This is a genomic window from Bacillus sp. BS1807G30 (assembly GCF_040047675.1).
Lineage (GTDB): Bacteria > Bacillota > Bacilli > Bacillales > Bacillaceae > Bacillus > Bacillus altitudinis.
The window spans coordinates 1,398,669-1,418,794 of the sequence record NZ_CP157353.1 but is presented as its reverse complement, the minus strand read 5'-3'; the positions used below and the strand labels follow the sequence as shown (position 1 = coordinate 1,418,794).

Genomic DNA, 20,126 nt, shown 5'->3' with positions numbered 1-20,126 from the left:
CAACTATTTTACCAGTTTCGTGCTACGATGCAAAAAGCAGATAACGCGCTATGATTGAATTTTTTTAATTAAAAAACTATAATAATAAGTGTAAAAACTTTTTTAGGCGGATGGGATGAAAACGCCTTCAATGACATCACTGTCGACATTATGTGTGTAAGGGGGAAGATCACATGACACAAGTAAAACGTCTTCTGATTAACTACAAAACATTAGAGGAATTTAAACAATTTAAGGAATATGGCATACAAGAACTTTCCATGCTTGAAGACCTAGAAAGTAATATGATTGAAAATGACAGCAACTCTCCATTTTATGGGATTTACTTTGGGGATAAGCTTGTGGCACGTATGAGCCTCTATCAAGTAGATGGCTCGACGACGACGTATTTTGACCATAATCATGATTATCTAGAGCTGTGGAAGCTAGAAGTGCTGACAGGATATCAGCGTAAAGGATACGGCGAAGCGCTTGTTGATTTCGCAAAATCTTTCGGTCTTCCAATTCGAACGAATCCACGCGTCAAATCTGCCGGTTTTTGGGATAAAATGGGCTTTGAAGCGGTGAAATATGATATGGAACGCGATAAAGGAGAAAACCCACTCATTTGGGAGCCTGCACATATTCAAAAGAACACAGGTGAGTCCGCTTAATCATTTTAATCAATAAGAAAACGCCCCTCTTTCCATCTGTGAGGGGCGTTTTCTTATTTTGCGTAATCTTTTAAGCTGATATTCTGTTTGACTCTTTCAACAATACCAATAAGTGCCCGGTAATCTTCTTCTGTCATTTTTAATTGACGCTTCAGCTGTTCATTTTCTTCGGTGAGTGATTTTAATTGATGCTGTGCATCTTTAAGCTCCTCCCGTAAATAAGCTGGACCAGATGGTTCTTTCTCAAGCTGCTCTAGAAACCGAATTACTTCTCGAAGCGTCAGTTCAGTCTGATCAGAAGATGCCTTCTCTTCTATGGTGAACGCATGCTGCGGTAAACCCGAAGAATGGATACCAATTTTTTTACGCAGTTCTTTTCGCTGTTTTTTGGCAAGCTCAATGCCTGCCTGGTACTGCTTTCTGACGTAAGAATTCCACCTGAATCCACATGCTGCTGCTGTTCTTGACAATGCTTTTCCAACCTCTTCAAATGCTGAAAGCTGGGTACCTCCATCTCGGATATGCCTTAAGACAACTTCTGCTAAAAGTAAATCTTCATCTTGTGTCCATGCGTCCTGCCGTGTAATCGTCAACTCATCATCCCCCCTGAATCTGAATACCACATCATATGCGCTTACTAGAGTAGATAGACTATTTGCAGGAGAGAAACCTAAAAAATAGATCAATAAAAAAACGCAAGGGAAGATTCCCTCACGTTTTTTTATCAAGCATTAGTTGCTTTTTACGTCTTTGCCTTTGTATGTTCCGCAAGATTTGCAGACACGATGAGAAATTTTCATTTCACCGCATTCTGGGCAAGCTACCATACCAGGTACTTGTAGTTTGAAATGCGTACGACGCAATCTTTTTTTCATTTTAGAAGTTCTTCTAAAAGGTACAGCCATTATTCCCACCTCCTTAAAGAGTTAAGATTCATTATTTTCTTCTAAGAGCTTCTTCAAGCCTTCCAGACGAGGATCAATTCGGTTTTGATGTGCATCTTCCGAAATGACCGCCCAGTCATTCCCTTCCTGTGGTGCAGCACCTTTTACGTCTGTTTGGTCGCAAAAGATTTGCATGGGCACTTCAAGAAGTATTTCTTCCTTGACTAAAGGCGTTAAGTCGATGATATCGTCTTCTACAACAGATACGTCTTCATCTTCTATATCGTCTGTCTTATGAAGTACAAATAGTTCTTTTGTTGAAATCGCAAATGGATAATTTACATCAACAAGCGTTCTTGAACAAGGCAATGTCATTTCACCTGTGATGGTTAAATCAAATGCGACTTGCTTTGATTCGATCACTCCAGTCCCTTTCACCTCTACTGGTGAAATACGACGTATATCTGAATGAAGGCTAGTAAGTTCATTTAAGTCAACCGTCTCATGAAAATCGAAGCTGTTTTTAGCTTTTTGATGTAACTGATAAACTGTCCATTTCAATTGTATCACCTCTAAGAGCAACAAACATGATTATAGCTTTCATCATGCTATTTGTCAATATTTTTTCTTTACAGTCCTTCATGACGTCAAAGGGCTGTTTGACATCAGTTCTCGGAATGCCTACACTGAAAAAAATGGTCTTCATTTTTCCCTTATGCTACTGTAGCACAGACCATTTAACCATAGCAAGAAAGGCGGAACATCTATTGAAAGCAGTGGGAGTCGTTGTCGAGTACAATCCATTTCATTATGGGCATGCCTATCATGTGAACCAGGCGAAAAAACAAACCTCCTCAGATGTTGCCATTGCCGTCATGAGCGGTTCTTTCCTCCAGCGCGGGGAGCCTGCCATCGTTTCAAAATGGGCACGTACAAAAATGGCACTGCAAAACGGTGTAGACATTGTGTGTGAGCTTCCATACATATATGCCGTACAAAAGGCAGAAACCTTCGCGAATGGCGCTGTGTCCATCCTCGATGCATTAAAATGCCATTCTCTTTTTTTCGGCAGTGAGGATGGAGAGATCAAAGCATTTGAGCGCACAGCACACGCTTGGCATGAAAAAAAGGCAGAGATTGACCTTTTAACAAAAGAAAAGGTGAAAGAAGGTCTTAGTTATCCCGCAGCAGCAGCAGGTGCGTTTCAAGAGGCCATTCATTCTGAACACTTACTGGATTTGTCCAAACCAAATAACATTTTAGGCTTTCATTATGTTAAAGCCATCTTAGAGAGAGCTCCTCACATGCAGCCTTTTACGTCTCAAAGAATTGCATCTGATTATCATGATGAAGAACTACCTGACAACCAAAAAATCGCAAGCGCCACAAGTATCCGAAAAGCTTTAAAAGAACAGAGCTCATTTCAAGCAGTCACCCCCTACCTCCCGGACGCTACTTTAAAGCAATTACACGACTATCATTCTTCATATGGTCTTTTACATACGCAAGAAGCCTATTTTCGCTTTCTGAAACATGTCTTTCATACAATGGATACGAGTGAACTAGAGGGCATCTATGAAATTGAAGAAGGCATTGAACACCGCATGCAAAAAGCCATGACACATGCGTCTTCCTACGAGGAGTATCTATCACTTGTCAAAACAAAACGATATACGTGGACAAGGTTACAGCGGATGAATACGCATCTATTAATGAACGTGAAGAAAAAGACGATGCACGAGCTGCTTGAAGAGAAAAAAGCGCCCTATATTCGTTTACTTGGAATGACAAGGAAAGGACAACAGTACCTGTCTCTTGTAAAAAAAGAGTTGGATGCACCACTTGTGAGTAAACTGTCTTCCTTTTCACATCCCGCCCTTGATCTTGATATTCGCGCTTCAAGGGTGTTCAGCCTTCCCATCTGTGAACCCATGCAAACAGAGTTAACAAAAGCAGAGTTTAAAACATCACCGATTCGATATGATGAAGAGAGCGGGCTCTTTTCATCTCGATAGAAAAAAAGCAGCCTGCAAGTCAGGCTGCTCTTTTTATGATGCTTTCTCTTTTAATTTGTTTAAATAGTTTAGTGCGTCCTGCATGGTATCCACAGGAACGATTTTCATATCACTTTTAATATCTTTTGCTGTTTTGACTGCATTTTTGTAGTCAGAGTTTGGGTCACCTTTATCATTCGGTGCAAAGAAGATGTCTTTTCCTGCTTTGTCTGCTGCAACAACCTTTTGATCAATTCCGCCAATCGGTCCGACTGTACCATCTGCATCAATCGTTCCAGTCCCTGCGATCGCATAGCCATGTGTTTCATCTTCTTTTGTCAGCTGATTGTAAATTTCAAGTGACATCATTAAACCAGCCGATGGACCGCCGATGTTTTCGATGTCCACTTTCACAGAAGGAGACACTTTCACATGACGGTCTGTAAATAATGATACGCCAATCCCCACTCGTTTTGGCTCTTCTTTAAATGGTTTTAACGTCACGTTCTGCGTGATTTCTTTGCCATTACGTTCAAGTACAAAACGGACAGCAGTGCCTGCTTTTTTACTGCTGATATACGAAACCATTTTATCTGCTGACTCATATGTACGGCCGTCGACGCTTTTGATCTTATCGCCCACTTCAATCTTCCCATAAGCAGGCATTCCTTTCATCACATAGCTCGTATATACCCCATTAAACGTATAATCTACTTTTTTCCCTGCTTTTGTATAAGCGGCAATCATCGCATTTTCTTGAGAACTTTTCATGAGCTGCAGCTGCCGTTTCATATAATCCTCATCAGACTCTCCGTCTGCTTTAATATTTTCTTCTGGAACGATTTCGTCATACTTGTTCATTTTTGCAAGCAAATACGTATATGGATTGGCTGGACCTACTTTAATGGTCATAAGAGAAAAGCTGCCCTTCTCGCCATATCCTCCGTCTACTTGAATGTGTGGCGCAATTTCTGTTGCATCACCTGGCTTTGTGACGTAATAGGGCAGTTTCACAAAAGTTAAGCCAAATAAGACTAGAACAACAGCAAAAAAGCTGAGCCAGCGAATATTTAATTTTTTCATTCGATTAACACTCCCATTTATCAATGACATCTTTCAGTTTTCCTTTTAGTTGGTCGGCGGCGAGTTCACCTGCTTCAATCATTTCTTGAACCTGTGTAAACGCACTAGAGCTAAAGGTCTCGAGCTTCGGCCGAATCATGAGATCTGCATGAATGGTTTGGTGACGAACCAATTCATTTTGAAGGATGTCCAAACTTTGCATAATGACATCCGATAATCTCGTTGCCTTTTCTGTTTTTTTCACCCTTGATACATCAGAGGCGATAATGAGATCTGCCCCCATTTCTTTCAGAACAGAGACAGGAATGCGGTCCACTACCGCTCCATCCACCAATTGCCTGCCGCCTATTTCATGCGGAACAAACACACCCGGAATGCTAATGCTTGCCCTGACTGCTTGTGAGACAGACCCTTCTTTGAACACAACCTTCTCCCCTGTCTGAAGGTCACAGGCAACAATCGCAAGAGGCACGCGCATTTCTTCAATATTCTTCCCATATGTAAACGTGTGAATCAGCTGCAAAATTCGATTTCCTTTTAACAGACCGATTTTTGGCAGTGTATAGTCAGCATAATACTTTCTTCTGAAGACAAGTGCAAGTTTTTTCATTTTTTCTACGTCTTGTCCTGCCGCATAAAAGCTCCCCACAAGAGCACCAATACTGCTTCCTGCGATCATATCCACCTGAATTCCTTGTTTCTCAAGACTAGATAAAACCCCGATATGCGCCATCCCTCTGGCACCCCCGGAGCCCAGCGCAAGCCCGATAATCGGTCGTTTCATGAATCCACCCTCCTCTTTCTATGCATATATACGAATCTATAGGTCTAAACATGCCCCTTCTCATCGTATAGTAATAGAAGACAGGCTCGGCTAGCATCTCTTTTTCTTTAATCACGAGCTCGCCAATAGATTATAACGGCAAGGGGCGACATCTCCATGAAAAAATGGAACACTCTGTTCATCGCTGCTTTTTTTATCTTTTTAACAGCCACTGTGATAACACATCCACAAGCCTCTTTGCAAGCATCAAAAAATGGACTTGCAATGTGGTGGGAAGTGGTTTTTCCATCGCTGCTACCTTTTTTTATTTTGTCCGAGCTATTAATCAGTTTCGGGATTGTCAGATTTGTCGGCGTATTATTAGAGCCATTTATGCGGCCTATCTTTCGGGTGCCTGGTGTCGGCGGATTTGTATTAGCAATGGGAATGGCCTCTGGTTTTCCTTCTGGCGCTAAATTGACGACAAGACTTCGGCAGGAAGGACAGCTGACAAGAATTGAAGCAGAACGCCTTGTGTCATTTACCAATTCTTCAAACCCTTTGTTCATATTTGGAGCAGTGGCTGTAGGATTTTTTCATCACCCAGCTTTAGGCATTGTGTTAGCCTGTGCACATTATTTAGGAAATCTCGCGGTTGGGGTGACGATGCGCGGATATAAAGCACATCATGATGCGCACCTCAGAAGCCGAAAAGGATTTTTATTGCCTCCAATTCGAGAAGCATTCAGCGCTCTTCATACGGCAAGACTCGCAGAAAAAAGACCACTTGGCCAAATATTAAGTGACGCTGTCATGTCATCTGTTCAAACGCTCTTTATGATTGGCGGCTTTATCATTTTATTTTCTGTCTTTAGTCAAATGCTCGCTGTTGTGCATGTAACAGATCTTCTCTCTATCGGGATCGGTTATATACTGAAAACGATGCATCTTCCGCCAGAATTAGATCTAGCCATGATTGCGGGTCTATTTGAAATCACATTAGGAAGTCAACTCACAGGGTCACAAGAGGTTTCCCTGCTCGCTAAAACGATTGTGGTCAGCTTTATTTTAGGATTTAGCGGATTCTCCGTTCAAGCTCAGGTAGCCGGCATTTTGGCAGCAACCGATATACGTTTTAAACCGTTTTTCTTGGCCCGTTTGCTTCACGGTATTTACGCAGCCGTCTTTGCCTTTTTGTTATTCAAACCCCTTTACGTCTCTAAAGCAGACATGGCGCTTCCAGCAGGGGCATTTGAAGCAAGCGAGCAAGTCGTGATGTTTAGCAGCGTGTTATGGAATCAGCTTGTATCTGCTGGTCCCCTCATCACCTTGTTCAGTCTGATCGTGTATATTGCGCTCTATTATCAGAAATTAAAAAATGGATGAGTGCACAGTGCACTCATCCATTAAATTTTTCTTTCAGCGCAGCTTCGACCTCTTGCGGTACAAGCTCTTTGACTGATCCATGATACTTCGCTACTTCTTTAACAATGCTTGAACTTAAGAAGGAGTATTGATTATTCGTCATCATAAAGAACGTTTCAATGTCATCATTCAACACTTTGTTCATTGATGTCCCTTGCATCTCGTATTCAAAGTCCGTCACCGCTCTAAGTCCGCGTAAAATGACTTTCGCCTCTTTTTGTTTCGCATAATCAACGAGCAGTCCATGAAAGGATTCCACTTTGATATTCGGCAGCTCCTTTGTTGCTTGACGAATGAGTTCACACCGCTCTTCAACAGTAAACAACGGCTTTTTTGACGAGTTATTGAGGACGCACACATATACTTCATCAAAAATCTTAGCCCCTCTTTTGATAATATCCAAATGGCCCAATGTGACTGGATCGAAGCTACCCGGACAAACGGCTATATTCCCCATGCTTTAATTTCCCCGCTTTCTATAGATCGTAATGCCAGTCATTCCGTACATTTCCTGCCTTGAGATATGTAGCTGTCCTGCTTCCTCTGGCAGTGTCACATCTTTATCGTGCTCACAGACAATGACGCCATCATCTGCTAATAAGGAATGCTCATCAATCGTATCAAGAAGTGCTTTCAACTTTTGATCTTTATACGGCGGATCAAGGAAGATGGCTTGAAAAGATTCTTCTCGCTTCACTACAGCAGCGAGTGCACGGTTTGCATCATTTCGAAACACTTCACTTTGATCCATCAGCGACAATTGATTCAAGTTGCCTTTAATCGTCTGAATTGCCTTCATATCTCGATCCACAAAAATACAATGATCGAACCCTCTAGAAAGCGCTTCAATACCTAAACCACCACTTCCAGCAAATAAATCAAGGGCCCATCCCCCATCAAAATACGGTCCAATCATATTAAAAATGGATTCTTTTACTTTATCTGTTGTTGGTCTTGTTGATTGGCCGGGTACGGCTTTCAGCGTGCGGCCTTTTTTTGTTCCAGAAATCACTCTCATTTTTCCACCACTTTTTCTGCTTGCATCTATTGAATATTGTTTGATGACAAAAAATTCAACATTATCTTACCATATCCACTCCACATGGGACAATGCACTGAATTCCATTCATTTTCTATGTATAGATCACAAAAGAGAGGGTCATACTACTGTTAACAGCATCTGATGTGGTGCTGTTGCCAACCGCGGAGAAGACTTACGTTTCCCCATAAGTTCTTCCTCCGGTTTCTCCTCTCCCTTTGCCTTCTCCTTAATGAATCATTAAGAATAGAAGGACCCCGCGGGTGATGCCGCGGGGGTTTTTTTGTGTCTTTAAAAGCCCACCTTATAGTCATACTCTTTTGCTTTGTCCAATTTCGATTCGTACTCTAATTTAATAAAAGGTTTATAGGAAGGCTCAACACGTTTCACAAATGGTAATGAACTGAGCTTTGCCATGTGGCGCTCAAGATCATTCATATCACAATAAATCACTGCATATTTCATTTTCCTTGAAATATAGTGAACATTCCCAAATTTCCTTAGCGCTTTTGACTGCTTTAACGAATGCAGCCAAACGACCATCCCTTGACGTTTGGTATCCATCTTTTCACCTGCCGCTTTTCAATTCTTTCCGTTCATTATGTAAAAGACGAGACGTTCAAGTCTCGTCAAGATACTTTACAGCCACAGCTGCCTCCTGATCCACAGCCACCGCCGCATGATGATAGACCATCAAAATATGGGTTCCCTGTTGGAACTTTAATATATGCTGATACAGCTTGACCGATTTCAATACTAATCTCATCTAAGATGGATTGAATCGCTGTTTCTGCTTTTTTGAAATCAACCACTGTATCGTGAAGATCTAGCTTTCTTTTGACCTCACGCATTTCTTTTGAGATCGTTCTATAGTCCGGATGGTATTTGCCGAACCGCTGCACATCTTCATATTGCTCTTTTACTTTTGTAAAATGGGCAATAATTTGTTGGGCTTCTTCGTCTTGCTGGAGACGCTTAAAGCAGTTGCGGTAATGTTCAGCCTCCTCCGACTGAAGAATCATGGCAGCCAATTGATTTGCTTCCTCTTGGAGCTCCACAGATTCGATTGTCGCATACATAAATGTTGCACCTCCAATTCATAGTTTACCACGAAACCTATGGATCAGAAAATGCTTTTACGTGACAAATACATCCCACGTCTCTCTTTTCTGCTTATATTCAGGGTGACGAGAATTTAGCACAACGGTCATTTTATGCTTTCCTTTTGAAAGGTGCTTGACCACAAACGCCGCAGTATACTCATTGCCTGCCCGTTTCCCGTCTACATACACAGTAAAATACCCCGCCTTCTTATCCTTTTTCAGGGGTGAAGGTTCAAGGTGAAAATCTTGAAGTGTACTTTCTATATACACAACAGATCCCTGCACTTTGTATTTTAAAAAGCCTTGCTGCTTCATTTCACTTTGCGTCTGCTGCATGACTGGTACTGCTGGTTCTTGCCTAGTTACTTGCTCTTGATCATGTTGACTTTGACATCCGGTGAGAAGAAAAAGCAATGCGCATATTGACAGCATCCATTTCATGTTCTGATTCTCCTTTCGTCTACTTTCATAGGATGCTCATGAAATAGACATCTTAATCAACTCAAAAAAAGCCTCACCCGGCTCCATTTTGATTGCGCATTGCTTGGAACATCTGAATCATCATTTCAGCCATTTGGACACTATTGCTCAACTGGCTCACACGATGAGGAATGGTTTTTTCGTAAAAGTTCATTTTATCTAATTCAAACGAAGTGACATTTTCAGGATGCCGCGTTAACTGTCTATACCAGAGTGGGCGCTGCCTGATGAATTTGATTCGATCCTCTTCGGCCATGACAAACTCTTGTACTTCTCTCCGCACCAAAAGCATCCCCTTTCAATTAATCTTTCCTGAAGGAGAATGGGTGCTGGCTGCCTCCAGATGAACCCTTCTTTGAGCCATTTGATGAAAATTGACCGAGTAAGCTTTGTAAAGAGGAAATAGACTGGCTCATTTTATTAATTTGTTCATTCATTTGATCAGCGTCCATTTTTTTCACTGCAGAAACCATTTTAGACATAAAATCTGCTTTTCCCGGTTCACTTTGCTTAGCGGCTTTTTCTTCTTTTGCTTCTTCCTTTTGTGTTTGCCGGTAAGGAGACCACATATCATCTTCCTCACCAAACATGACCCAATTCTCGTATAAACTTTGCCAGCTTTTTTCTTGCGTCTGCACTTCTTGGATTAATTTCGGATGGCGTCTGACGAACTGTTTAAATTCATCAATGGATGTTTGCTTTTGCTTATTTGTCATATCCTCACCCCCCATACAAATGCCTACTATACTATATACATCTGGATCTATTTTGGTGAGCCCTTTTCATAAAAAAACAGCCGCCATCTGTGCGCAGCTGTTTAGAGGATTAAGACGTTTTCTTAATGAAGTTTTGTGTATAGTACTTTTCTTTCACACCAACGCCAAGGTGCGTGTAATCTTGATTTAACAATGCCTTCCGGTGACCTTCGCTATTCAGCCAGCCTTCTACAGCTGCAGGGCCATCAACATAATTATACGCAATGTTTTCCCCCGCAAGTTGAAATGCGACCTCTCCTCTTTCTAACCGGTCTTTCAGCGTGCCGTATTTTTTAGATTCATGGGAGAAATAATGATGATCTTTCATGTCCTCACTATGCATGAATGCCACTTCAGAGGTTTCATCGTCCCACTTTAAGGTCGGTAGTTTGTACTTATGGCGGATAATATTGGTCATATCAAAAATTTGTTTTTGACTCGACGCTTCAATATCCTTCCACTTTTCGCCTGATATCGCCTCAGGTTCAATTAATTGACCTCGATAAACGACTTCATACGGCTTTTGTTTGACAAATGTATCTGCGTTAAAGGCTCTAATGCTCGAAAGAGTGCTTTCAAACTTATCCATGTAGAGCTGGACATACACATCATCTCCCACTTTCACCGTCGGCCTGGTATTCATATCATCTTCTGAGAATTCAAAGCGATATGAATTTCCCTCGTCCTCTACATGAATGTAAGGAGCGATTTGTGTTTTTTTAAATACTTCACTTGTGGCTTGACCGATTTTAAACGGCTCAACATTCAGCCCATCCCCTGTCGCAAACAAGGTCACCACTTTACTGTCCTTTACCCCTACTTGAATATAGTGTTTCTTCGATTGATTGTATATCCACCAGTCATAATCATATGCGGAAGGATCAATGCGATCTGGTTCCCCTAGCTGTTTAAGCACTTCGTTTGAAGACTTCCCCATAAAGGACATGAGACCTTTTTTCGGAATGTTGATCGGCTTATCGCTAGATGTTTCTTCATTAGACACCTTCGGCTCATTGCTGTTTTCTTTTTCTGGTGAAGATCCATATTGAATAAACAGAACGTACGTTCCAGATATAATCAGGAGGATGAAGAGTGTTTTCAGCACAGTTTTCAAATAAACACCTCCGTTAAATTGACAAGGTACAAAAAGTACCTTCTACTGTCATTTAAACAAAACTTGCTCCATTTATCAACGACAATACAGCCTATTTAACACGAATTTAAAATATGCCCCTCCTAATGAAGAAATCCTTGGCCATGATCCTGGTCTTGTTGAGAGATTTCCGTCAGAGCATCACCTGCACGATCGTTTGATAAATCTTCAACTGATAAATCCCCAAGGGCTACGATTCCTGTGAGTGCCCCGTTTTTGACAACCGGGATACGGCGGAGCTGATGTTCTGACATCAACCGGACAATTTCTTCTAGGGTTGCATCTTCTTCAGCTGTCAATACTTCCTTCGTCATGATGGCACCAACCTCTTGTGAGTTCGGCTTTTTCTCAGCAATACCTCTAAGTACAAGGTCGCGGTCTGTGACAATACCAACAAGCTGATCCCCATCGACTACTGGAATGGCACCAATGTCAGCATCTTTCATTTTGACTGCGGCTTCATACGCATTGTCGTCCTTTTGCAACGTCACTACTTTTTTCGTCATGATATCTTTGATTTTTTTCGTTTTCACGTTGATTCCTCCATCCGTTATTTTCTTTATTACTGTAACCAGCTTATAAAAGAACATACCTTTCACAGTTGAAAGTTTAACGCTTTCATACTATGATTGTCAGTAAAGGGAATTTTTATAAGGAGGGGTTTTGGGTGAAGTTTGAAGGTACGGGGATTGAAAAGGTATCAGCTGACTTAAATAAATTGGATTTCATTATGGAAAGTGAAGGATTTGTACGAGCCGATCAATGGGATTATGAGCGTGTGACGTACGACAGGAAGTATAACATGGTAGAGGGGACGTTTTACTTACGGATCTCTGGCTACGCCACTGAGGGAGATGTCGGCTCCAAAAAAGCCCACATCCAGCTGCTGACACCTTTACTTGGAAAACACTATTATCCGCATGGTGTTGAATATGGAGAAGGCGAAGATTTCCCTAAATCTCTTATTCAATCCAGCAAAAAAACGCTGAACCTATTGAAAGAAAAACTAGAAGCGATAACTGCTGAAGCATAAAAGAAGCACAGCCCCTACGGCTGTGCTTTCAGCGTGTAGACAAACCCTCGCATTCGTTGTCAGTCCTGTGCGCTGGTGCTCACGAATGCCAAATTCGATCCGCTCCAGTGCTCGTCCTTCCTAGACTGCAAAGGTTTTCTATCACGCTGAAAAGAAGACAAAGGGCTAAAATAAAGTTCATTTTAGCCCTTTGCCAACAATCTGGAAGCACAGCCCCTGCGGCTGTGTTTTTCATTTATTCATATTTCGGAATGAGCGCATCTGGTACGGCATCTTTCGCTCTTTCTTTTCTTGCCCAGTCAAAGAAGACAACAGCAAGAATCGATCCGTATACAATCTCTTGAATGATTTTCATCAAAATAGCACCTAGTTGCTGATCTTCTAGCAGCGGCAATGTATGAAACATGTCAGGTCCCGTAAGCGCAAGACCAGCAAGCATATCACTCGGTACGCATAGGTGCAGTGCTTGTATCCATGCGCCGGCATCTGAATAAGTGGCATAGATAGGCGCTTCACTAAACATAATGAGTGCGCAGGCAGGTGTCATTAAAATCCCATCTGCCATAATATATCCAAGCTTTAAAATGCCCGTAATCTGCGGCTGACTTTGCACTTTATGGACAAGCGGCCACCACATGAAAAAGGCAGCGATAAAAATTACAACCGTCATCAATGCGTGATAAAACGGATCTGTTTTGACAAAATCGAACACAAGCGGAATATGATACAGCGAAAACAACCCGTTAAATCCGAGCAAGGCAATCAACGGCTTAGAAAACAAGCGGAAAATCGGCTGAATACCCCGTGTTTGAATGATCCGCTCCCAAATCGCCGCAGGTAAACCTGTAATAAGAAGCGGCGGGATGACCAAATAGAGCACTGCCATTTGCGCCATATGCGCACTGAACATAATATGCCCCATTAAATCAATCGGGCTCCCCTTCACTGCATAAAGCAACACAAGCCCCGTGAGAAACAGCGTTTTCTCTTTCACCGTCGCACGGTGCTTTCCCTTCGTCACGAGAAGCAGATAAAAAGTGGCTGCTACTACAATACATGTCAAATAGTAAGGACTCCATAATGCACGAAATCCAAATATCTCTAAGTTTTCCATTGCTGCGCCTCCTTCAAGGGCAAAGCGAGCTTACCACCAAATAATGGTCAAAAAGGCTAAAACGGTAATAAACGCGACAAACACACCTGAGTAAAGAAACAACGCGGGTGTTTCATGCCCTTTTTGGTTCATGTGCATAAAATAATAAAGCTGAAAAGCCACCTGAATCACTGCAAGCAGTAAAATAAAAGGGACAGCGAACCAATTTCCGACGTCTTCAGAGGCGATTGTTAAAAAGGCAACAAACGTTAAACCAATCATCAAGCCGAAAGAAATGAGCTGATGCTTCATTTCTTCGGCATTTTTCTTTTTCCGATAGACAAGATCGACTTTGGACTGATTTGTGTTTTTATTTCCCATTCTTATCCCACCATTCCCATTAAATATACAACGGTAAAGATGAAGACCCACACAACATCAATGAAATGCCAATAAAGGCTCGCCACATAATATTTTGGTGCATTGTATAAATCTAGACCGCGTCTCATATTCCGAATCATCAGAGCGGTGATCCAGCAAAGTCCAAATGCGACGTGAGCCCCGTGTGTTCCAACAAGCGTATAGAAGGAAGAGCCAAGTGCAGAGCTCGTAATTGTAAATTCATACGCATGCACATAATGATAAAACTCATAAATTTCTACCCCTAAAAATCCAGCACCTAAAAGAACGGTTACACCTAGCCAAAGCTGCATTTTTTTAAAGGCAAAGTTTTTCATATGATACATAGCATACACACTCGTTAAACTGCTCGTTAACAGAAGCATTGTGGCAATAAAGACAAGTGTGAGGTCAAACATTTCAGTTGTTGTTGCGCCGCCTGCATTTGAATTTTTCAGCGCCAAATAAGTGGCAAACAAAGATGCAAACAGGACCGTTTCTCCCCCAAGAAACAACCAGAACCCGACGAACTTATTCTTTCCTTCTAACGTGGCTTTCTCAGGAGAAGCCGGAAAGGTTTCCGCTGTCATTTTTTGTGGTTCCATTATGCTTTCACCCCTTTGTCATCGTCATCCGTCAAATCTTCTTTGTGAATATGGTATCCATGATCATCTTTAAGAGAGCGAACGAGCATGGTCGCAAACGTGATGCCAAGACCAATGAAGATCACCGGTAGACCCCAGCTGTGTTCTTGACGATACATAAAACCAAACGCTGACACAAATAGACCGAATGAGATAATGATAGGCAAGATGGAATTATTCGGCATGTGAATATCATCGAGCGGTTCAGATGCTGTCATTCCTTTTTTACCATCCATTTTCTCAATCCATAATGGATCAAGTCCCCGTACAAGAGGCAGCTGCTTAAAGTTATATTCTGGCGGAGGTGAAGATACTGCCCATTCAAGCGTTCTTCCATCTCCCCAAGGATCGCCCGATACACGCTCCCCTTTTGCTGTCGTCCAGATGATATTAATCAGCATGATCACAACTGCTACAAACATGAACAGTGCCCCAATCGTACTGACCAAGTTCCCAAGGTCTAGACCCTGACCTGGCAAGAATGTAAAGACTCGGCGCGGCATGCCCCAAAGACCGAGAAAATGCTGGATAAAGAACGTTAAATGGAAACCGACGAAAAACAGCACAAAGCCAATTTTCCCAAGCTTCTCATTCAATATTTTCCCAAACATCTTCGGCCACCAATAATGCACACCTGCTAAAATACCGAAGACCACACCACCGATAATGACATAGTGGAAATGCGCCACAACGAAGTACGTGTCATGGAACTGATAATCCGCTGCTGCTGCTGCAAGCATGACGCCGGTTACACCGCCAAGTAAGAATGACGGAATGAACGCAACTGAATATAGCATCGGCGTTGTAAACTTCACATTACCGCCCCATATGGTGAGCAACCAGTTAAATACTTTAATTCCAGTTGGCACCGCAATCGCCATCGTGGCTACGGCAAAGATCGCATTGGCAATTGGACCAAGTCCTGTTGTGAACATGTGATGCGCCCACACCATGAATCCAAGGAAACCAATTAATACAGTCGCAAACACCATGGACGAATAACCAAACAGCCTTTTTCTTGCAAACACTGGAATGATCTCAGAGAAAATCCCAAATGCCGGCAAAATTAAGATATATACTTCTGGGTGTCCGAAAATCCAGAACAAATGCTCCCAGATGATTGTATTTCCGCCAAGCTCTGGATTAAAAAAGCTCGTATCAAACATTCGATCAAGCATCAGCATCGCAAGTCCTGCTGTCAGCGGCGGGAATGCGAATAAAATTAGTGCAGATGCCACAAACGTCGTCCAGGTAAAGAGCGGCATTCTCATATACGTCATACCTGGCGCTCTCATATTAATAATCGTTGCAAGAAAGTTGATTCCGGCAATTAGCGTACCAATACCCGCTATCTGCAACCCTAAAATATAGAAATCCATGCCGTGCCCTTCTGAATTCAGCGTGAGCGACGCATAGGCAGTCCAGCCTGCATCAGGTGCTCCGCCCATAAACCATCCAAGGTTTAAGAAAATACCACCGAAAAAGAACAGCCAAAAACCAAGTGAATTCACAAATGGAAACGCTACGTCACGTGCACCAATTTGAATGGGTACAACCGCATTCATTAATGCAAATAAAAGCGGCATTGCTGCAAGGAAAATCATCGTTGTTCCATGCATCGTCATGACTTCATTGTAAAACCCTGCACTCACAAAATCATTTTCAGGGATGGCTAGCTGAATACGGATAATCATCGCTTCCAGGCCACCAATTAAAAAGAAAAATCCCCCTGCCACTAAATATAGTATGGCAATTTTTTTGTGGTCAACCGTCGTTAAGTAATCCCATAAGACAGCGCCAAACCCCCGCTTTTTAGCTATTGTACTCACCATGAAATCCCCCTCTTATCTCCCATTTGCCCCTTTTCATATCAATGTCTATCTTCACGTTCTAAAAACAGACTATATCTGACAGATGACTTATTCTTGGATGTAGAGACTTATTCGGGAGCTCTTAACAAAAACTTCACATAGATCGTATACCCTTTTGAATGTGCGCAACTTCAAGCTGCTCAAGGCATTTACTGTATTTTAAGACCTTTTAAATACTCGTAGAGTGCATCTGCTTCTGAGTCATTTAGTTTAGGGTACGTCCCTGTCATCTTATTACCTGGTTTAAAGCTCTCTGGATCTTTCAGCCATGCTTTGACATTTTCTTTGTTCATGTCTTTAATTCCAGCTACTTTTGTCCGCTCTCCGAAGGTTGCAAGGTTTGGAGCAGTCCTTGCCGCCTCTGGCCGTTCATCTCCAGGCTCTACCGCATGACAGCTTAAACAGTTTTTCTCTTTAAAGAGTTTTTCACCCTCAAGGGCTAGATCTGACGTTGATGCAGGCTTCTTATAATCTGCCATCTTTTTCGTCCAGCCTAAAAACTCATCTTGAGAAAGCGTTTTAACTTTAAAGTCCATTAAAGCATGTGATGGACCACAAAGCTCCGCACATTTCCCATAGAAATATTCTCCAGCATCTTTCGTTCGTTTTGAGTCAAATGTTAAATAAAACTTGTTCTCGTTGTCTGTATTTGTATCAATTTTACCCCCAGCCGATGGAACCCAGAAAGAGTGTTTCACATCGGATGCTTTCAGCTTAAAATAAACCTTTTGGTCAGTTGGAACAATCAATTCCTGACTTGTCACAATCCCATAATCAGGGTATTCGAATTCCCACCAATATAAGCTGGCTCTTACATTCACAACAAGTGTTTTTTCAGGATCTCGTTTTTTCTTATCCATGGCGCTTGTATCCCCTAGCTCAAGCGTATATGCCACAACAGGTACAACGAGAATAATGAGTAGAAGTATCGGAATCGCTGTCCACGTAATTTCGAGGTTACGGTTCCCTTCTACCTGTTTAGGAATCGTATCTTCTCCCACTTTAGAACGTTTGAATTTAATGATGACGTAAAAGAAAATGATCGATACAACAATAACGACAAGAACCATAATAAGTGTACTCAGTACCGTTAGGAAAAACTGTTTATCTGCTACTTCCCCAACTGGCTTGAGTGTTGATAAGTATGGTTCACCGCAGCCCGCCAAAACGAGCGTCAGTAAAAGAAACAGTGAATAAACACGCCATTTTCTTATCATAATTTGTCCCAACCCCTTTTGCTTGATCTCCTTTGCCTTTCGCTTTTTACCTCTTATTTATAAAATCACCTTTCACCCATCCATAACCCCCGCCTCTTATAAAAGCACTTACATTTCCTCTTTTCATAAAAAAATGATGTTTTTACTCAAAATACCATCTATGTATAAACAGAAAGCCGCCTAAATAGAACTGAATATCAGGCGGCTTTCATAGTTGTAAGAAAATGTTGTGTTATAAGATATAGCCATTGTTTTGATGTGATCAAAGTGTATTTCACTCTAGAATAGTGTAATAATAATCATCGCAACGAAAAAGATCGTTAAGTAGTTTAATGAATAAACGAACATGAGTGTTGACCACTTCATGATATCTTTCATTTTAAAGCCCATAAGACCAATTACGAGCCATCCAATGTTCAGCAATGTGCCAAGTGCGACAATCGGCCATCCTAATCCACCTAAGAAAAATGGAAGCGGGAGAAGACATGCTGTCCAAATGATGATTTGGCGTTTTGTGACTTCAAAGCCGTAAACAACTGGCAGCATTGGAATACCTGCTTTGCGGTAATCTTCCGTTTTCTTAATCGCAAGTGATAAGAAATGCGGAATTTGCCAGATGAACATAATCATAAACAGGACCCAAGCCGTTGTGTCGATGGTGCCTGTAACAGCTGTCCAGCCAATTAATGGCGGAACCGCACCAGATACACTCCCAATGACTGTATTAATGGTGTAATGGCGTTTAGACCACATCGTGTATAGAACTGCATAAGTAAAGACACCGATAAATCCAATCACTGCTGATGTAACAGTTGTCATCAAAAGCATAATCAGTCCAAGTACAACAAGCAGAATACCAAATGCATACGCTTGACCCGGCTGAACTTTACCTGTCACCGTCGGTCTTGTTTTTGTTCTTTCCATTAGTATATCAATATCACGGTCAAACGCATTATTAATGGCGCATGAACCGGCAATAATAAGAGAAGAACCAATCATTGTTAACAGAACAATATCAAGATTCCCAAGGAAACTCATATCTGTAAAATAAAAAGCAAGCCACATTCCAGTAAATGTTGTAATGAAATTGGAATTGACGATGCCCATTTTAATAAGAGCAAGAAAATCTTTTAAAGCTGTTGTTTCTTCTATTTGTCCATGAATAGCTGCTTCCGCGGCTGTTTTGGAATTTGCCAATGTGTATAACCTCCCTTGCCCAAACCTTCAAACGAACGAATAAAACGTAAAATCGTTACAACTCTATCATACAAGATAAAGAGCTGTAAAAAAACATCCTATTAAATAATAAACGACAAACTTGAAGTTATTTGTGAACTTTTCGTGAATTTATTAGGATGTGCGTTTCAGAAGGCGGTGCAAAATGAAATATTCTCTCCTCTATTTCTATCAGACTGTCAAAGAAAGATCAAGCACTCTAAATCTGTAAACTTTGTGAACTAACATATCATTTTTTTGTGAACTTTGGTCATTATGAATTGCAACAGAACACGCATTTGGCTTAAACTTGAGAGCATGTGAGGTTTTCATTTAGATCAGAAGTTATTTAGAGAAGGTGAAATCATTTGATGAAATTTGCTTTAAGGTTATTGAGCGTTGTCACAACATTTGTGATGCTGATCGTTCTGATTGGCGGTGCGCTTGTGACGAAAACTGGCTCCGGTCTTGGCTGCGGCAGACAGTGGCCCCTTTGCCACGGTCGTTTCTTTCCAGAAATGAACCCTGCTTCCATTATCGAATGGAGCCACCGCATGTCAACAGGAGTTTCCACCATTCTTGTACTGGCACTGGCGGTCTTATGCTGGAAAAAAATCAGTCCAGTATTCCGTGAAACCAAATTTTTGGTCATCATGTCCATTATATTCTTACTGCTTCAAGCGCTGTTAGGGGCACTCGCCGTTGTGTTTGGTTCTAACGCACTTGTCATGGCACTGCACTTCGGTATTTCACTGATTTCTTTTGCTTCCATTTTACTGCTGGCACTGCTTGTGTTTGAAGCAACCAGATCTGAAACAAAGCTTGTGAAGCCGCTTCATATCGGCAAAAGAATGCAGTTCCATATTTATGGGTTGATCACATATACGTATATTGTGGTGTATACGGGCGCCTATGTGAGACATACAAAATCAAGTCTTGCATGCTCTGTCTTCCCATTTTGTTCAAAAGACGGCGCACTTCCAGCGTATTTTAATCAATGGGTTCAAATGTCTCACCGAGCAGCAGCCCTTCTTTTATTCGTTTGGATATTTGTTGCGATGTTCCATGCCCTTAAACATTATAAAGAACAAAAGCAGCTGTATTATGGATGGATCATTTCAGCCATTCTGATTACACTTCAAGCGATCTCTGGTGTCATGTCTGTTTATTCTCAGCTCGCACTCGGTTATGCGCTTGCTCATTCATTCTTTATTTCTTGTTTGTTTGGGGTACTATGCTACTTCTGCTTACTCATTGCCCGGTTTAAATATGAAAATAGAGAGCCTTTCAGATAAACATACAATCCCCCTTTCATCCGAAAA

Annotated in this window: 25 protein-coding genes; 5 read left to right on the top strand and 20 right to left on the bottom strand. The window is 41.7% G+C overall.

Annotated features, from left to right (window positions below; translation table 11 throughout):
* The first annotated feature begins 173 nt into the window (after positions 1-173).
* A complete protein-coding gene (locus ABG082_RS07300) occupies positions 174-653 on the top strand; it encodes an N-acetyltransferase (protein WP_348936722.1) in 480 nt (159 codons plus the stop codon).
* A 53-nt stretch (positions 654-706) separates the two neighbouring features.
* Here ABG082_RS07300 and gerR read toward each other — a convergent pair whose 3' ends face one another.
* From gerR to ABG082_RS07285, 3 genes are all read right to left on the bottom strand, one after another.
* Positions 707-1,246 carry a sporulation-specific transcriptional regulator GerR gene (gene gerR / locus ABG082_RS07295; protein WP_017359370.1) on the bottom strand — a complete coding sequence of 180 codons (540 nt, stop codon included), beginning with the start codon at positions 1,244-1,246 and terminating at the stop codon, positions 707-709.
* A gap of 138 nt (positions 1,247-1,384) precedes the next feature.
* Entirely contained in the window at positions 1,385-1,558 is a 174-nt protein-coding gene (gene rpmF / locus ABG082_RS07290) for a 50S ribosomal protein L32 (protein ID WP_008354700.1), read from the bottom strand.
* A gap of 21 nt (positions 1,559-1,579) precedes the next feature.
* Entirely contained in the window at positions 1,580-2,098 is a 519-nt protein-coding gene (locus tag ABG082_RS07285) for a DUF177 domain-containing protein (RefSeq protein ID WP_041092194.1), read from the bottom strand.
* 206 nt (positions 2,099-2,304) lie between these two features.
* Between ABG082_RS07285 and ABG082_RS07280 the strand changes: the two genes are divergently transcribed.
* Complete coding sequence (locus ABG082_RS07280) at positions 2,305-3,552, top strand: nucleotidyltransferase (RefSeq protein ID WP_348936721.1); 1,248 nt, start codon at positions 2,305-2,307, stop codon at positions 3,550-3,552.
* 33 nt (positions 3,553-3,585) lie between these two features.
* Here the strand turns inward: ABG082_RS07280 and ABG082_RS07275 are convergent, their stop codons facing one another.
* Both ABG082_RS07275 and ABG082_RS07270 read right to left on the bottom strand, forming a co-directional pair.
* Positions 3,586-4,614, bottom strand: coding sequence for a SepM family pheromone-processing serine protease (locus ABG082_RS07275; protein ID WP_348936720.1), 1,029 nt, complete (start codon positions 4,612-4,614; stop codon positions 3,586-3,588).
* A 4-nt stretch (positions 4,615-4,618) separates the two neighbouring features.
* The gene (locus ABG082_RS07270; RefSeq protein WP_017367186.1) at positions 4,619-5,398 is read right to left on the bottom strand and encodes a patatin-like phospholipase family protein; all 780 of its coding nucleotides are present in this window, start codon (positions 5,396-5,398) and stop codon (positions 4,619-4,621) included.
* 156 nt (positions 5,399-5,554) lie between these two features.
* On the opposite strand from ABG082_RS07270, the gene ylbJ reads away from it, so the two are divergent.
* The gene (ylbJ, locus tag ABG082_RS07265; protein ID WP_348936719.1) at positions 5,555-6,763 is read left to right on the top strand and encodes a sporulation integral membrane protein YlbJ; all 1,209 of its coding nucleotides are present in this window, start codon (positions 5,555-5,557) and stop codon (positions 6,761-6,763) included.
* A gap of 13 nt (positions 6,764-6,776) precedes the next feature.
* On the opposite strand, the gene coaD is transcribed toward ylbJ, so the two are convergent.
* The 9 genes from coaD to ABG082_RS07220 form a co-directional block, all read right to left on the bottom strand.
* Positions 6,777-7,259, bottom strand: a complete 483-nt coding sequence (coaD, locus tag ABG082_RS07260) for a pantetheine-phosphate adenylyltransferase (RefSeq protein WP_007499803.1) — start codon at positions 7,257-7,259, stop codon at positions 6,777-6,779.
* A 3-nt stretch (positions 7,260-7,262) separates the two neighbouring features.
* The gene (rsmD, locus tag ABG082_RS07255; protein ID WP_007499805.1) at positions 7,263-7,820 is read right to left on the bottom strand and encodes a 16S rRNA (guanine(966)-N(2))-methyltransferase RsmD; all 558 of its coding nucleotides are present in this window, start codon (positions 7,818-7,820) and stop codon (positions 7,263-7,265) included.
* Between the two features lie 312 nt (positions 7,821-8,132).
* Positions 8,133-8,405, bottom strand: coding sequence for a YlbG family protein (locus ABG082_RS07250; protein ID WP_008345023.1), 273 nt, complete (start codon positions 8,403-8,405; stop codon positions 8,133-8,135).
* A 65-nt stretch (positions 8,406-8,470) separates the two neighbouring features.
* A complete protein-coding gene (locus ABG082_RS07245) occupies positions 8,471-8,920 on the bottom strand; it encodes a YlbF family regulator (protein WP_007499807.1) in 450 nt (149 codons plus the stop codon).
* A gap of 57 nt (positions 8,921-8,977) precedes the next feature.
* On the bottom strand, positions 8,978-9,385 hold the full coding sequence (locus ABG082_RS07240) for a hypothetical protein (RefSeq protein ID WP_007499810.1): 408 nt from the start codon (positions 9,383-9,385) through the stop codon (positions 8,978-8,980).
* A 73-nt stretch (positions 9,386-9,458) separates the two neighbouring features.
* Positions 9,459-9,707, bottom strand: a complete 249-nt coding sequence (locus ABG082_RS07235) for a YlbE-like family protein (protein WP_017359376.1) — start codon at positions 9,705-9,707, stop codon at positions 9,459-9,461.
* A gap of 19 nt (positions 9,708-9,726) precedes the next feature.
* Positions 9,727-10,140: a YlbD family protein gene (locus ABG082_RS07230; RefSeq protein WP_017367184.1), complete on the bottom strand. Its 414-nt coding sequence runs from the start codon at positions 10,138-10,140 to the stop codon at positions 9,727-9,729.
* Positions 10,141-10,249: 109 nt separating this feature from the next.
* Positions 10,250-11,293, bottom strand: coding sequence for a CAP domain-containing protein (locus tag ABG082_RS07225; RefSeq protein ID WP_008345031.1), 1,044 nt, complete (start codon positions 11,291-11,293; stop codon positions 10,250-10,252).
* Positions 11,294-11,415: 122 nt separating this feature from the next.
* Positions 11,416-11,838, bottom strand: coding sequence for a CBS domain-containing protein (locus tag ABG082_RS07220; RefSeq protein ID WP_034646433.1), 423 nt, complete (start codon positions 11,836-11,838; stop codon positions 11,416-11,418).
* A 161-nt stretch (positions 11,839-11,999) separates the two neighbouring features.
* Here ABG082_RS07220 and ABG082_RS07215 point away from each other — a divergent pair, with 161 nt between their 5' ends.
* Positions 12,000-12,365 carry a YugN family protein gene (locus ABG082_RS07215; RefSeq protein WP_017359379.1) on the top strand — a complete coding sequence of 122 codons (366 nt, stop codon included), beginning with the start codon at positions 12,000-12,002 and terminating at the stop codon, positions 12,363-12,365.
* 235 nt (positions 12,366-12,600) lie between these two features.
* Here ABG082_RS07215 and ctaG read toward each other — a convergent pair whose 3' ends face one another.
* The 6 genes from ctaG to cyoE all read right to left on the bottom strand — a co-directional run bounded on the left by ctaG (position 12,601) and on the right by cyoE (position 18,786).
* On the bottom strand, positions 12,601-13,479 hold the full coding sequence (gene ctaG, locus ABG082_RS07210; protein WP_017359380.1) for a cytochrome c oxidase assembly factor CtaG: 879 nt from the start codon (positions 13,477-13,479) through the stop codon (positions 12,601-12,603).
* A 30-nt stretch (positions 13,480-13,509) separates the two neighbouring features.
* Positions 13,510-13,839, bottom strand: a complete 330-nt coding sequence (ctaF, locus tag ABG082_RS07205) for a cytochrome c oxidase subunit IVB (protein WP_003211520.1) — start codon at positions 13,837-13,839, stop codon at positions 13,510-13,512.
* 2 nt (positions 13,840-13,841) lie between these two features.
* Positions 13,842-14,465: a cytochrome c oxidase subunit III gene (gene ctaE / locus ABG082_RS07200; RefSeq protein ID WP_089374148.1), complete on the bottom strand. Its 624-nt coding sequence runs from the start codon at positions 14,463-14,465 to the stop codon at positions 13,842-13,844.
* On the bottom strand, positions 14,462-16,333 hold the full coding sequence (gene ctaD, locus ABG082_RS07195; RefSeq protein ID WP_007499823.1) for a cytochrome c oxidase subunit I: 1,872 nt from the start codon (positions 16,331-16,333) through the stop codon (positions 14,462-14,464). Before ctaD ends, ctaE begins: the two co-directional genes overlap by 4 nt.
* A 188-nt stretch (positions 16,334-16,521) precedes the next feature.
* A complete protein-coding gene (coxB, locus tag ABG082_RS07190) occupies positions 16,522-17,589 on the bottom strand; it encodes a cytochrome c oxidase subunit II (protein ID WP_008345042.1) in 1,068 nt (355 codons plus the stop codon).
* Positions 17,590-17,868: 279 nt separating this feature from the next.
* Complete coding sequence (gene cyoE, locus ABG082_RS07185) at positions 17,869-18,786, bottom strand: heme o synthase (RefSeq protein ID WP_007499825.1); 918 nt, start codon at positions 18,784-18,786, stop codon at positions 17,869-17,871.
* A 389-nt stretch (positions 18,787-19,175) separates the two neighbouring features.
* On the opposite strand from cyoE, the gene ABG082_RS07180 reads away from it, so the two are divergent.
* A complete protein-coding gene (locus tag ABG082_RS07180) occupies positions 19,176-20,099 on the top strand; it encodes a heme A synthase (protein WP_008345045.1) in 924 nt (307 codons plus the stop codon).
* Positions 20,100-20,126: the final 27 nt, after the last annotated feature.